This window comes from Streptomyces sp. Je 1-332 (assembly GCF_040730185.1).
Classification (GTDB): Bacteria; Actinomycetota; Actinomycetes; order Streptomycetales; family Streptomycetaceae; genus Streptomyces.
On record NZ_CP160402.1, the window covers coordinates 5,919,517 to 5,932,834 of the forward strand.

The window sequence follows — 13,318 nt, forward strand, 5'->3', positions numbered from 1 at the left end:
TCGGCCGCCGCTGCGCCGGAGCCTTCGGCGGTCACGGTCCTGGAGCCCCCGGCACCCTCCGTGCCGGAGTCCCCGGCACCCGTGGTCCCGGAGCCTTTGGGTGCCGCTGGGCGGGAGCCCCCGGCGGTCACGGTCCCGGAGCCTTCGGCAGTTGCTGTGCTGGAACGTCCGGCACCTGCGGTTCCGGAGCCTTCGACGGCCGCTGTGCGGGAGTCCCCGGCACCCGCGGTTCCGGAGCTTCCGGCGGCCGCTCTACCGAAACCCCCGGCACCCGCTGTATCGGAACGTCCGGCACCTGCCATCCCGGAGTCTCCGGCGGCCGCTCTACCGGAGCCCCCGGCGCCTGCGCTCCCGGAGCCTTTGGCCGCCGCTGTGCGGGAGCCTTCGGCGCCCACGGTCCCGGAGCTCCCAGCACCCGCGGTCCCGGAGCTCCCGGCACCCGCGTCCCCGGACCCCTCGGCCGAGGCACCCGCGTCCCCAGACCCCTCAGCCAAGGCACCCGCGTCCCCAGACCCCTCGGCCGAGGCATCCGCGTCCCCGGACCCCTCGGCCGAGGCATCCGCGTCCCCGGACCCCTCGGCCAAGGCACCGCCCGCGGCCTCGGGCGCGCCCCCGCCCGTACCCGCCTCCGCCGCCGCGAGCTCCTCCGAGCCAGGCAGATGCACCGTGTTCACGCGCCTCCCGTCGAGCAGCGTGATCGTCCGGTCGGCGAGGGCGGCGACCTCTGTGTCGTGTGTGGCGATGACGACCGTGATGCCGTGCGAGCGGGCTGCGGTCGTCAGCGTGCGCAGGACGTGGGCGCGGTCGGCGCGGTGCAGCGGCGCGGTCGGCTCGTCGGCGAAGATCACGGACGGCATCGTGACCAGGGCGCGGGCGATGGCGATGCGCTGGCGCTGGGCCTGGAGCAGCGCGTGCGGCCGCTTGCGGGCGCAGTCACCGATGTCGAGCCGGTCGAGCCACTCCTGGGCCGTGGTCTTGGAGACCCGGTGCGAGGCGCCGCGCAGCATCAGCGGCATCGCGACGTTCTCCCAGCCCGTGAGCTCGGGCACGAGGTGCGGCTCGGGGTCGATCCAGCCGAAGCGGTCGCGGCGCAGGCGTTCGCGGATCACCGGGCCCATCGTGTGCACCGGCGTGCTGTTGAACCAGACCTCGCCCTCGTGGGGCAGGAGCTGCCCGGAAAGACAGCGCAGGAGAGTCGTCTTGCCGCTGCCGCGCGGGCCGGCGACGGCGAGGATCTCGCCCTCGCGGACACCGAGCGATACGCCGGTGAGCGCGGGCGAGCCGTTGTGTGTGACGTGGAGGGCGCGTGCCCACAGCACGTCGTTGTCCGGCGGGGCCACCATCACGTACACCTCGGTTCAGATCAGTTTGCCTCCCCCGTACGGGGGAACGAAGGCGGGGCCGATCGGTCACTGGGCACGCTAGGGATCCAGGCCGCGATGCCTGGAAACGACGCGGCCCGGGGGCACCCGTTCTCACTCGAACGGGTGCCCCCGGGGCCGGTGTTGATCACTCGATCACACTATGGGGCCCGCAGGCCCCACAGGTGGTGCGTCAGAGCTTCGTCCACGCCTCCGTGAGGACCTGGCGCAGGATGCCCTCGATCTCGTCGAAGGTCTCCTGGGTGGAGATCAGCGGCGGGGCGAGCTGGACGACCGGGTCGCCACGGTCGTCGGCGCGGCAGTACAGGCCGTTCTCGAAGAGCGCCTTGGAGAGGAAGCCGTACAGGACGCGCTCGGTCTCCTCGTCGTTGAACGTCTCCTTGGTGGCCTTGTCCTTCACGAGCTCGATGCCGTAGAAGAAGCCGTTGCCGCGGACGTCGCCGACTATCGGCAGGTCGTGCAGCTTGCGCAGGGTCTGGTAGAACGCGTCCTCGTTGTCGAGCACGTGCTGGTTCAGACCCTCCTTCTCGAAGATGTCCAGGTTGGCGTTGCCGACCGCGGCCGAGACCGGGTGGCCGCCGAAGGTGTAGCCGTGCAGGAAGGTGTTGTCACCCTTGTAGAACGGCTCGGCGATCTTGTCCGAGACGATGCAGGCGCCGATCGGGGAGTAGCCCGACGTCATGCCCTTGGCGCAGGTGATCATGTCCGGGACGTAGCCGAACTTGTCACAGGCGAACATCGTGCCGAGGCGGCCGAAGGCGCAGATGACCTCGTCCGAGACGAGCAGCACGTCGTACTTGTCGCAGATCTCGCGGACCCGCTGGAAGTACCCGGGCGGCGGCGGGAAGCAGCCGCCCGCGTTCTGTACCGGCTCCAGGAACACGGCGGCGACCGTCTCGGGGCCCTCGAAGAGGATCTCCTGCTCGATCTGGTCGGCGGCCCAGCGGCCGAAGGCCTCGGGGTCGTCGCCATGGATCGGGGCGCGGTAGATGTTCGTGTTCGGCACCTTGTGCGCGCCCGGGACGAGCGGCTCGAAGGGCGCCTTGAGCGCGGGCAGACCGGTGATGGACAGGGCGCCCTGCGGGGTGCCGTGGTAGGCGACCGCGCGGGAGATGACCTTGTACTTCGTGTGGTTGCCGGTCAGCTTGTGGTACTGCTTCGCCAGCTTCCACGCGGTCTCGACGGCCTCGCCGCCACCGGTGGTGAAGAAGACCTTGTTCAGGTCGCCCGGCGCGTGGTTCGCCAGGCGCTCGGCGAGCCTGACGGCCTGCGGGTGGGCGTAGCTCCAGATGGGGAAGAAGGCCAGGTCCTGCGCCTGCTTGTACGCCGTCTCGGCCAGCTCGTGACGACCGTGTCCGGCGTTGACCACGAACAGGCCCGAGAGGCCGTCGAGGTACTTCTTGCCCTTGTCGTCGTAGATGTAGGTGCCTTCGCCACGCACGATGGTGGGCACGGGTGCGTTCTCGTAGTCCGACATGCGGGTGAAGTGCATCCACAAGTGGTCGTACGCGGTTTGGCTGAGGTCCTTGCTCACGGCTATCGGGTTCCCCACATATAGGTCTGCTTCTTGAGCTTCAGATAGACGAAGCTCTCGGTGGAGCGCACGCCGGGGAGGGCGCGGATGCGCTTGTTGATCACGTCGAGAAGGTGGTCGTCGTCCTCACAGACGACCTCCACCATCAGGTCGAAGGAGCCCGCGGTCATCACCACGTACTCACACTCGGCCATGGCCGTCAGCGCCTCCGCGACGGGATCCAGATCGCCCTCGACGTTGATGCCGACCATTGCCTGCCGCCGGAAACCCACGGTGAGCGGGTCGGTGACGGCGACGATCTGCATCACGCCCTGGTCGAGCAGCTTCTGGACGCGTTGCCGCACGGCCGCTTCGGAAAGGCCCACGGCCTTGCCGATGGCGGCGTACGGACGGCGTCCGTCCTCCTGAAGCTGTTCGATGATCGCCAGGGAGACGGCGTCGATGGACGAAGAACCGTTCCCGTGTCGGGAACTGCTGGAATCTGCGCTGCGACTGGCCACGACCCCATGGTGCACAGGACTCGACAGTTCCGCAAGGTCAGATCGATGAAATTCGTTGTCTACGGGTTCGATCGTCACGGATTTCGCAGTTCTAGGGCTCCGGGTATGTTGAAAGCGTCGGTACAACGACTAGGGTGGGTGTCTCATCCACTGGACATCTGACTGGAGGGCCGGAAGTGACCACCGAGCTGCGCCGTCTGCGTAACTACATCGACGGAGAATTCCGGGACGCCGCCGACGGGCGGACCACCGAGGTGGTCAATCCCGCCACCGGCGACGCCTACGCCACCGCGCCCCTGTCGGGGCAGGCGGACGTCGACGCCGCCATGGACGCGGCCGCCGCCGCGTTCCCCGCCTGGCGCGACCTGACGCCCGCCGAGCGCCAGAAGGCCCTGCTGAAGATTGCCGACGCCTTCGAGGAGCGTGCCGAGGAGCTCATCGCGGCCGAGGTCGAGAACACGGGCAAGCCGACCGGACTCACGCGGTCCGAGGAAATCCCGCCCATGGTCGACCAGATCCGCTTCTTCGCGGGCGCGGCCCGGATGCTCGAAGGCCGCGCGGCCGGCGAGTACATGGAGGGTCTGACCTCCATCATCCGCCGCGAGCCGATCGGCGTCTGCGCGCAGGTCGCGCCCTGGAACTACCCGATGATGATGGGCGTTTGGAAGTTCGCCCCGGCGCTCGCCGCGGGCAACACCGTCGTCCTCAAGCCCTCGGACACGACCCCCGCGTCGACCGTCCTGATGGCCGAGATCATCGGCTCGATCGTCCCCAAGGGCGTCTTCAACGTCGTCTGCGGCGACCGTGACACCGGCCGTGCGATGGTCGAGCACAACACCCCCGCGATGGCCTCCATCACCGGCTCCGTGCGCGCCGGCATGCAGGTCGCCGAGTCCGCCTCCAAGGACCTCAAGCGGGTCCACCTGGAGCTGGGCGGCAAGGCGCCGGTCGTCGTCTTCGACGACGCCGACATCGCCAAGGCCGTCGAGGACATCTCCGTGGCGGGCTTCTTCAACGCGGGCCAGGACTGCACGGCCGCCACGCGCGTACTCGTCCACGAGTCCATCCACGACGAGTTCGTGACGGCGCTCGCCAAGGCCGCGGCCGACACGAAGACCGGCCAGCCGGACGACGAGGACGTGCTCTTCGGCCCGCTCAACAACGCCAACCAGCTGAAGCAGGTATCCGGCTTCATCGACCGCCTCCCGGCGCACGCCAAGGTCGAGGCGGGCGGTCAGCGGGTCGGCGAGAAGGGCTTCTTCTACGCCCCGACCGTCGTCTCGGGCCTCAAGCAGGACGACGAGATCATCCAGAACGAGGTCTTCGGCCCGGTCATCACCGTCCAGTCCTTCACGGACGAGGCGCAGGCCGTCTCGTACGCGAACGGCGTGGACTACGCGCTGGCCTCCTCGGTCTGGACGCAGAACCACGCGCGCGCCATGCGCATGTCCAAGGTCCTCGACTTCGGCTGCGTCTGGATCAACACGCACATCCCGCTGGTCGCGGAGATGCCGCACGGTGGCTTCAAGAAGTCCGGCTACGGCAAGGACCTTTCGGCGTACGGGTTCGACGACTACACGCGCATCAAGCACGTGATGACGTCCATCGAAGGCTAGTCGCGTCCGCCGGGTTGCTCGCCGTCGGCCTCTGCGGGGCAGTGGGGGCTGATCGCGCAGTTCCCCGCGCCCCTTTGGGGCGCCACCGGCGCCTTAAATCGTGTGACGTCCTTTCCGCCCCCGCGTACCGTCAGGTGTGCGGGGGCGGCTCCGTTGTGTGCTTCCTTCTTTCTCTTCTCTGCAAAAGATCCGTAGCGCACGCACTCTCCGCCCCCGCCTTTTCTGTACCTACGGGGGTGGGACCTGATGATGACGACAGCCGACGATCTCGCGGCGCTCCTGCTGTGCCGCCGGCAGAGTGTGCACGTACCCTCCGGCGCCGGACGGTCCGCCGAGACCGACGCCGGCGTGATCGTCCTCGAAGCCGAACTCGCCGACCGCGGGCACCTGTTGACCGCCCCGCTGCGCCGCGCGCTGACCGCTCTGTCCGTCCCCGACCTCGCTGCGACCGGCATGAAGCTGCTCGCCGATGTCGACGCGCTGATGGGCTCCGACCGTCACCACGCCCCGCTGTTCCGGCGCTTCCCCGACGAGATCGCGTACCAGCCCGCGTACGACCGCTACACCTCCCTCGTCGTCGAACACCTCGCAGCCCAGCCCCACCAGCCCTGCATGAACTGCGCGGGCACCAAGGCCCGTGTCCGTGCGATCAAGCCGTGCGCCCATCTGCTGTGCGACGACTGCCACCGCAAGGAGCTGGACACCGGCTGCTGCGACGACTGCTGCATCTGGTACGCCTGCCCCGTCTGCGAGAACCGGTACGAGACGGACGGGCCCACCGACCCCTGGATCGACACCGGCGCGCACCTCGGCGGCGACGGCGGCGATGTCCTGCGTGCGCTGTGCCTGGCGGCGCCGGGTGACGCCGCCGCCGAGCTCGCCGCCCTGCTCGCCCGCCGTACGCCTCTGAACCCGCAGGACCACGACGACCTGGTGCTGCTCCTGGGGCAGCTGGACCCGGCCGACGCCGCTGACTGGCTGCCGGACGCGATTCCCCTGCGCGAGAGCAAGGCGCTCGCCCTCGCGCCGCTGCTCGACATGCCTGCCGTGCGCGCACTCGTGGGGGAGTACGTGGACACCGCCACCGACGTGCTGCGCATCCTCGTCGTACGGTCCGGTGGCGACCCCGACCTGCTCGAACTGCCGCGTCTGCGCGGGCTGTCGCGTCCCGTCCGCCGTGAACTCCTCGCCCTGCTCGACGGGTTCGACCTGCGACGCCTCGCCGAGGACATGGCCCGTAACCCGCGCGCCTGGAAGCGGGTCGGTGAGATCCTGCACCCCTTCGAGCACGCCCACCGGCACGCGCGCGTGGCGCTCGCCTTCGCCGTCCTGCGCGGGACCCGCATCGACGACAGCGCACTCTCCGACGTGCTGCTCGCCGAGGCCGCGCGCCACGAGGACGTCCGTATCGCAGGCGACCGGCTGCGGATCTCCACGTGGCAGGGGCGCGTCGAGGAGGCCATCGGCCGCTGGGACACCACGGCCGCGGCGGGGCTGCTGCGCGAGCGCCCCGGTGATCTCCTGCGCCGGCTCGACGTGTTGCTGGCCCGCTCGGGATCGACGACCCTGCCGGAGTCCGTGGGCGAGGCGCTCGCCGAGGCCCTGCCCCGCTCCGGGCCCGGCCCGCTGCTCGGTGCGTACGGCCGCATGAAGGTGCGTGCCGTGCCGGGGCACCGCCGGGTCTTCTTCCCGCGCGGGCGCGTGACCCGGGCCTACGCGGTCGACGACGAGCGGCCGCCGCTGCCGTCCCGGGTGGCGGGGCGCACCGGTGAGCTCATCGAGGCGGAGGCCGTGCGGCGGCTCGCTGCCGGGGTGGGGGAGGGCGAGCGGTACGACGTGGCCGTCCTGGACGCCTCGCTGGCCGACCTGCCGGTGCCGTTCGCCGAGCGCGCTTCGGCGGCCTCGCTGGTCGCGGTGCCGCGCGGCAGCTCGCTGCCCATGCCCGCGGACAGCGAGAACGTGCGGCTCTTCCTGCACTGGCAGCAGCCCCAGGGCGTGCGCGTCGACCTCGACCTGTCCGTCGCGCTCTACGACGACCAGTGGCGCTTCATCGGCCTGTGCGACTACACCCACCTGACGTACGCGGGCGGCGCAGCCCGGCACTCCGGGGACCTGACGTCGGCCCCCGCCCCGCACGGCGCCACCGAGTACCTGGACCTGGACCTGCCGCGTCTTGCCCACGTGGGGGTGCGCTTCGTCGTGCCCGCGGTCCTCTCGTACAACAACGTGCCCTTCGACGAACTCCCGGACGCCTTCGCCGGGTTCATGGCGGTGGAGGGTACGGGGCGCGCGGTCTACGACCCGCGCACCGTCCGGCAGCGTTTCGACCTCGCGGGTGACGCGGCGCTGCGCGTGCCGATGATCGTCGACCTGCGGTCGCGCCGCGCCTGGTGGGCCGACGTCACCCTCGCCACGGGTGACGGCAACCACGATGTGTGGCGCTACCGCAAGCAGCTCGGCCGCATGGGCAACGACCTGCTCGACACCTTCCAGCCGCGCGGTCGGGCCACCCTGTGGGACCTCGCCTGCTGGACGGCGGCGGCCCGTACCGAAGGGCCGGTGTACGTGCGCGGCCGTGGCCACGTCCTGTGGGGCTACCGGCGCGGCGCCGACGAGCCGCGCGCCGACTTCGCGCTGCGGGTCCGCGACGGCTGGGAGCCCGACGAGCTGCGCGCGGAGGCGGAGCTGTCGGGCCGGCGCCCTCTTCTGGCGCTCCTGCACGGGGAGCTGGAGGGCGCGGACGGCGTCGCTTCCGGCACGGCCTACCGCCTCTACCCGGGGCCGGTCGACGCCGCGCCGCTGGAGCGGGTCACCGCGGGGGATCTGGCGGGGTGGCTGGAGCCGGGGTGAGGCGGGCCGGCCTCGGATCGACAGGGTGTCGCTTCCCGAGGGCTCGGCTCGACGCAGCGTCCATTGCCTGTACGGGACACGCAGGCGCATGCTGCCGGAGTGCGAGCGAATCCCAGTGCCTCCTCAGTCTCCCGCCGGTCCCTGCTGCGTGCACTCGGCGGTGGGGCGGCCGTCAGCGCGCTCGCGGGCTGCGGTGTGCCCGCCGCGTACATAGGTCCCGGCGAGCGCGCCGCCGGGGACCGCTCCCGGCAGGACGGAACGCTGACCTTCGCCAACTGGCCGCTGTACATCGACACCGACGACGATGACTCGACGAAGCGGCCTTCGCTCGACGCCTTCGAGAAGCGGACCGGCATAGACGTCCGCTACACGGAGGAGATCAACGACAACGACGAGTTCTTCGGCAAGATCAGCCCGTCCCTGATGAACCACCAGGAGACGGGCCGCGACCTCATCGTCATCAGCGACTGGATGTGCGCGCGCTTCGTACGCCTGGGCTGGGTGCAGGAGATGGACAGGACCCGGCAGCCGAACGTCACCAAGTACCTCGACCCGCTGCTGCGTTCGCCGCACTTCGACCCGGGGCGCAAGCACACCGTGCCCTGGCAGTCGGGCATCACCGGCATCGCGTACAACAAGCGCAGGCTCGGCCGGGAGATCAAGCACGTGTCCGACCTGTGGGCCGACGATCTCAAGGGCCGGATCACCCTGCTGTCCGGGCTCGACGAGTCGTTCGCGCTGCTGATGCAGGGCGACGGGGTCGACATCACCAAGTGGAAAGCCGACGATTTCCACGCGGTGTGCGACCGGGTGGAAAAACTGGTGGCCTCGAAACACATCCGCCGCTTCACCGGCAACGACTACATCAAGGACTTGTCGAGCGGCGACGTCCTGGCGTGCCAGGCCTACAGCGGTGATGTCATCCAGCTCCAGGCGGACGACCCGGACATCGAGTTCGTCGTCCCCGAGGAGGGCGCGGAGCTGTGGGCGGAATCCCTGATGATCCCGAACCTGGCCCGCCACAAGCGGAACGCGGAACGGCTCATCGACTACTACTACGAGCCCGAGGTGGCCGCGGAGCTCGCCGCCTGGGTGAACTACGTCTGCCCGGTCCCCGCGGCCCGCGACATCCTCGCCTCGTCGAAGGACAAGGAACTGGCGGCCCTCGCGGAGGACCCGCTGATCTTCCCGGACGACGCGATGCGGAAGCGGCTCGCGATCGCGCGGGACATCACGTCCGAGGAGCGCACGGAGTTCGCGAAGCGGTGGAACGCGATAGCGGGGCTGTAGCGGGGCTGGGGGTGCTCCTGCTCAGAAGCTGCGGCGTCGACGGATGGCCTTCCGGGCGTCCGCGGCCGCGTACGTGGCCTCCAGTTGCCAGGTCTTCAGCTTGTCCTGCACCTTCGACGCGACCGCCCGCCACTTGAACCACAGCGGCAGCCGCCGGAACGGCACGTGGTCGAGGGTGTCGTCGACGGCGTTCCGGGCGAAGCCACCATGGCCCTCCGCGCGCAGCGCGGCGTACAGCTCCGGGGTCAGCTCGCCGTTGACCCGCGCCGCCGTGCCTGCCGCGGTGTAGGCGAAGCCTCGCTGACCGTGGTCCGCCAGCCGCATCGCCCTGACGATGCGCGGCGAGGCGTCCGCCAGCGGGCAGTTGAAGGCAAGACCGATCGCCGCCGTGCCGAGGCCCCGCTCGCCGCGCTCGTACGCCGCGTCCCAGTCCGCGGGGTCGTTGACGCGCAGCAGGGTCTCGCCGCGGCTCCAGTCCCAGTCGGTCTCCACGACCACGCTTCCTTTCCGTTGCCCGTGCTCGATCTGAACACCCGCGAGTCTCGCTGCGTTTCATGGGTAACCGAAAGGATCGAACGTGATGCTCAAGCGAACCGGCCTTCTCGTGGCGCTCGCCGCCCTGCCCGCAGCCATCATCGCCGTGACCGTCTCGTCCCCGGTGTTCGCGGCGGACCCCCCTGCCTACCAGATCGACCTGGCCCCGTTGAACGACTCCGGCTCCACGGGAACGGCCCTCCTGAGCCTGCGCGGCAACGCCCTGACCGTGTGGATCAAGTCCGAGGGCATGGTGCCGGGGCAGCCGTCGGCGCAGCATCTGCACGGTTCCACCGACGGGCACGACTTCCAGTGCCCCGACGACGGCGACGACACCAACGGCGACGGGGTTCTCGACAACACCGAGGCCACCGTCCACTACGGCGACATCAACATCTCGCTGACCGAGTCCGGCGGCACCGACGCGGGCAGCGGCCTCGCCGTGGACCGGATGCCGGTGGCCGACGCGCAGGGCAAGGTCTCCTACAAGCGGACCATCACCGTGGGGCAGGACGTGGTCGAGCACATCAAGGACCTGCACATCGTGCAGCACGGCATCGACCCCAACGACAACGGAAAGTACGACTTCGAGGGCGCGGGCAAGAGCGAACTCGACCCGAAGCTGCCCCAGGAGGCCACCGCTCCGACCAACTGCGGTGTGGTCAAGGGCGCGGCCGTCGGGTCCGTGCCCATCGGTGGGGTCGAGACCGGCGGGGGCGTGGAGGACCGTACGTCCGCCGGTGCCCTGACCGGCGCCGCGGGGGCCGGCGCGGTGACGGCCGCCGGGGTACTCGCACTCGCGCGACGGCGCATGGTGGCCGCCCGCGCGGTCGCGAGGGCCGGGGGAGTCGCGTGAGCCGCACCGCACGACGGGCGTGGATCGGGGTTCGGCGTGGCTCGGCAGCCGTGGTAGCCGCCGTCGCGGCGGCTCTGGTGCTCACCGCGTGCGCGGGGCAGGACGGCACCGCTGCCTCGCCCGCGCCGCCACGCCAGGACGCGGCGGGGGAGGCCACACCGGGCGGCGGCCCCACGCGGGCGAAGGAGCCCGGCCAGGCCGACGCACCCCTGGACAGGTCGGTTCCGCAGCGGGTCGCCATCCCCTCCCTCGGCGTGTCGAGCGCGTTGGAGACGCTGGGGCAGGGCGGGGACGGGGCGATGACGACGCCGCAGGACCCCGATCTGGCGGGCTGGTACGAACCGGGCCCCACCCCCGGCTCCAAGGGCCCGGCGGTGATCGCCGGCCACGTGACCTGGAACGGCGCGGACGCGGTCTTCAAGAAGCTGAAGACGATGAAGGCGGGGGACACGATCGAGGTGACGCGCGAGGACGGGAAGACGGCCACCTTCGCGGTGGACCGTGTCGAGGAGTACCCGAAGAAGAAGTTCCCCACCCTGGACGTCTACAAGAACATCGACCACGCGGGCCTGCGACTGATCACCTGCGGCGGGGAGTTCGACGCGGACCGCAACTACTACCCCAACAACGTCACGGTCTTCGCGAGCATGACGGGCGTCGCGTAGCCCCCCTCCCGTAGCGTCACTTCGCCATGAGCAGGATGACCAGCACGATGCCGACCATGAGGGCGAGGGTCAGCATGCGGCCGACGGGATGCCGAGGGTTGAGGCGGTGGCCGCGGTAGCCGCGTTCGTCGCGCTCGTACACGAAGAGCGGCTCTTCCCGCTTGTCGTCGTCGCTGTTCCCCATGTAGCACAAGCTAGTTGAGGGGGCGCCCGGCTACGAGAGTGCGCCGTCGGCCCCGGCCCGCAGGGCGTGCAACGTGTCGACGCGGTTGGTCGTGATCGAGTCGACGCCGATGTCGATGAGGCGGCGCATCGAGCGCTTGGTGTCCGGGGTCCAGGCCGAGACGAGCAGCCCCTGGCGGTGCACCTGCGCGACCAGTTCACGCCGGAGCAGAGAGAAGCGGTAGTTGAGCCAGCGGGGCCTGATCGCTTCGAGCACGGCCTGGCGCGGCGGGGCCAGGGTCGTCCAGGTCAGGGCGATCTCGGCGGCGGGATCGGCGGCGCGCACCGCGAGCATGGTCCGGGCGCCCGCGCAGTAGTACGCCCGCTCCGACGCCCCGAAGTCGGCGATGGCGCCGACGACCGTGCGCACGGAATCCGGTGTGGCGCCCGGCAGATCCACCATGAGCCGGTGCCCTGCGGTCGCCGCGATGGCCTCCTCGAGCGTGGGTACGCCGCCCTCCGTGAGGCCGCGCACCTCGTCCGCGGAGAGCGCGGACAAGGGGCGGTCGAGTTCCCACAGACGCTTGAGGGTCGCGTCGTGCAGCAGGACGGGAACGCCGTCACGGCTGAGACGGACGTCGATCTCCACCGCGTCCGCGCCCCGGTCGAACGCCGAGCGCAGGGAAGGGAGGGTGTTCTCGCGGACGCGGTAGGGATCGCCTCGGTGGGCCACGGCTGTCACGGTGCGCATGGGCCCATTGTGGTGCCGCGCTAGGGGGCGAGCCAGGTCCGCGTGTACGTGTCGATCTCCGCGACGAGCTTCGCCTTGTCCGCCGGGTCGAGGAACGACGCGTCGACCGCGTTCTTCGCCAGGTCCGCGATGCCCCGCTCGTCGAGGTCGAGGAGGCGGGCGGCGATCGCGTACTCGTTGTTGAGGTCGGTGCTGAACATCGGCGGGTCGTCGGAGTTGATGGTGACCGGGACCCCGGCGGCGACGAACTGCTTGATCGGGTGCTCGTCGAGGGTGGCGACGGCGCGCGTCGCGATGTTCGACGTCGGGCAGACCTCGAGCGGAATGCGGTGCTCGGCCAGGTGGGCGAGGAGCTTCGGGTCCTGGGCGGCGCTCGTGCCGTGGCCGATGCGCTCGGCACGCAGGTCGGTGAGGGCGTCCCAGATGGTGCCGGGCCCGGTGGTCTCGCCCGCATGCGGGACGGAGTGCAGGCCGGCGGCGATCGCGCGGTCGAAGTACGGCTTGAACTGCGGCCGCGGCACGCCGATCTCGGGCCCGCCGAGCCCGAAGGAGACCAGGCCCTCGGGGCGCAGCTTGTCGGTGGTCGCGAGCCGGACCGTCTCCTCGGCGGATTCGAGTCCCGCCTCGCCGGGGATGTCGAAGCACCAGCGCAGTACGACACCGAGGTCTGCCTCGGCGGACTTGCGGGCGTCCTCGATGGCGTCCATGAAGGCGCGGTCGTCGATGCCGCGGCGCACGGAGCTGTAGGGGGTGACCGTCAGCTCGGCGTAACGGATGTTCTGCCGGGCCATGTCGCGGGCGATCTCGTACGTGAGCAGGCGTACGTCGTCCGGGGTGCGGACCAGGTCGACGACCGACAGATACACCTGGATGAAGTGGGCGAAGTCCGTGAACTGGAAGAAGTCCACGAGGGCCTCGACGTCCGTGGGCACCTTGGAGTCGGGGTGCCGGGCGGAGAGGGCCGAGACGATGCGGGGAGATGCCGAGCCGACGTGGTGCACGTGCAGTTCTGCCTTGGGCAGTCCTGCGATGAAGGCATGCGGGTCGCGTGGCTGCTCTGCGGCGCGGTGGTCGGTCACGGTTTCCTCCCCAGGAACGGAATTGATCGGCTGATCGGGTGGGTCGGAATCATCGTAGGCGGCGGACCCTTGGCGGAGGGCGGGGGCCGTAGCATGACG

Annotated in this window: 11 protein-coding genes and 1 pseudogene; 5 read left to right on the top strand and 7 right to left on the bottom strand. The window is 70.5% G+C overall.

What is annotated here, in order from left to right:
• Positions 1-653 precede the first annotated feature (653 nt).
• From ABXJ52_RS26945 to ABXJ52_RS26955, 3 genes and pseudogenes are all read right to left on the bottom strand, one after another.
• Positions 654-1,343, bottom strand: a pseudogene (locus ABXJ52_RS26945) (ATP-binding cassette domain-containing protein); the annotation flags it as partial.
• Positions 1,344-1,554: 211 nt separating this feature from the next.
• Positions 1,555-2,934: an aspartate aminotransferase family protein gene (locus ABXJ52_RS26950; protein ID WP_367045233.1), complete on the bottom strand. Its 1,380-nt coding sequence runs from the start codon at positions 2,932-2,934 to the stop codon at positions 1,555-1,557.
• Positions 2,919-3,431 (bottom strand): Lrp/AsnC family transcriptional regulator, encoded by a 513-nt coding sequence (locus tag ABXJ52_RS26955; protein WP_367049304.1) that lies wholly within the window; start codon positions 3,429-3,431, stop codon positions 2,919-2,921. Before ABXJ52_RS26955 ends, ABXJ52_RS26950 begins: the two co-directional genes overlap by 16 nt.
• A gap of 161 nt (positions 3,432-3,592) precedes the next feature.
• On the opposite strand from ABXJ52_RS26955, the gene ABXJ52_RS26960 reads away from it, so the two are divergent.
• The 3 genes from ABXJ52_RS26960 (at position 3,593) to ABXJ52_RS26970 (ending at position 9,172) form a co-directional block, all read left to right on the top strand.
• Entirely contained in the window at positions 3,593-5,032 is a 1,440-nt protein-coding gene (locus ABXJ52_RS26960) for a gamma-aminobutyraldehyde dehydrogenase (protein WP_367045234.1), read from the top strand.
• Between the two features lie 246 nt (positions 5,033-5,278).
• Complete coding sequence (locus tag ABXJ52_RS26965) at positions 5,279-7,882, top strand: MXAN_6230/SCO0854 family RING domain-containing protein (protein WP_367045235.1); 2,604 nt, start codon at positions 5,279-5,281, stop codon at positions 7,880-7,882.
• A 99-nt stretch (positions 7,883-7,981) separates the two neighbouring features.
• Positions 7,982-9,172: an extracellular solute-binding protein gene (locus ABXJ52_RS26970; protein ID WP_367045236.1), complete on the top strand. Its 1,191-nt coding sequence runs from the start codon at positions 7,982-7,984 to the stop codon at positions 9,170-9,172.
• 21 nt (positions 9,173-9,193) lie between these two features.
• On the opposite strand, the gene ABXJ52_RS26975 is transcribed toward ABXJ52_RS26970, so the two are convergent.
• Positions 9,194-9,664: a hypothetical protein gene (locus ABXJ52_RS26975; protein ID WP_367045237.1), complete on the bottom strand. Its 471-nt coding sequence runs from the start codon at positions 9,662-9,664 to the stop codon at positions 9,194-9,196.
• An 85-nt stretch (positions 9,665-9,749) separates the two neighbouring features.
• Between ABXJ52_RS26975 and ABXJ52_RS26980 the strand changes: the two genes are divergently transcribed.
• Both ABXJ52_RS26980 and ABXJ52_RS26985 read left to right on the top strand, forming a co-directional pair.
• Positions 9,750-10,562 carry a hypothetical protein gene (locus ABXJ52_RS26980; RefSeq protein ID WP_367045238.1) on the top strand — a complete coding sequence of 271 codons (813 nt, stop codon included), beginning with the start codon at positions 9,750-9,752 and terminating at the stop codon, positions 10,560-10,562.
• The gene (locus tag ABXJ52_RS26985) at positions 10,559-11,227 is read left to right on the top strand and encodes a class F sortase (protein ID WP_367045239.1); all 669 of its coding nucleotides are present in this window, start codon (positions 10,559-10,561) and stop codon (positions 11,225-11,227) included. The genes ABXJ52_RS26980 and ABXJ52_RS26985 overlap by 4 nt, the downstream gene beginning before the upstream one ends.
• Before the next feature lie 16 nt (positions 11,228-11,243).
• Here ABXJ52_RS26985 and ABXJ52_RS26990 read toward each other — a convergent pair whose 3' ends face one another.
• Genes ABXJ52_RS26990 through ABXJ52_RS27000 form a run of 3 tightly spaced genes read right to left on the bottom strand, consistent with a single transcriptional unit; the run spans position 11,244 to position 13,219 of the window.
• The gene (locus ABXJ52_RS26990; RefSeq protein WP_367045240.1) at positions 11,244-11,411 is read right to left on the bottom strand and encodes a hypothetical protein; all 168 of its coding nucleotides are present in this window, start codon (positions 11,409-11,411) and stop codon (positions 11,244-11,246) included.
• Between the two features lie 30 nt (positions 11,412-11,441).
• Positions 11,442-12,140, bottom strand: coding sequence for a glycerophosphodiester phosphodiesterase (locus tag ABXJ52_RS26995; protein ID WP_367045241.1), 699 nt, complete (start codon positions 12,138-12,140; stop codon positions 11,442-11,444).
• 20 nt (positions 12,141-12,160) lie between these two features.
• Positions 12,161-13,219: an adenosine deaminase gene (locus ABXJ52_RS27000; protein WP_367045242.1), complete on the bottom strand. Its 1,059-nt coding sequence runs from the start codon at positions 13,217-13,219 to the stop codon at positions 12,161-12,163.
• Positions 13,220-13,318: the final 99 nt, after the last annotated feature.

Excerpts from the sequence above, each read along its gene's own strand:
- ABXJ52_RS26990 (WP_367045240.1), bottom strand. The coding sequence starts at position 11,411 with ATGGGGAACAGCGACGACGACAAGCGGGAAGAGCCGCTCTTCGTGTAC.
- ABXJ52_RS26995 (WP_367045241.1), bottom strand. The coding sequence starts at position 12,140 with ATGCGCACCGTGACAGCCGTGGCCCACCGAGGCGATCCCTACCGCGTC.
- ABXJ52_RS26965 (WP_367045235.1), top strand. The coding sequence starts at position 5,279 with ATGATGACGACAGCCGACGATCTCGCGGCGCTCCTGCTGTGCCGCCGG.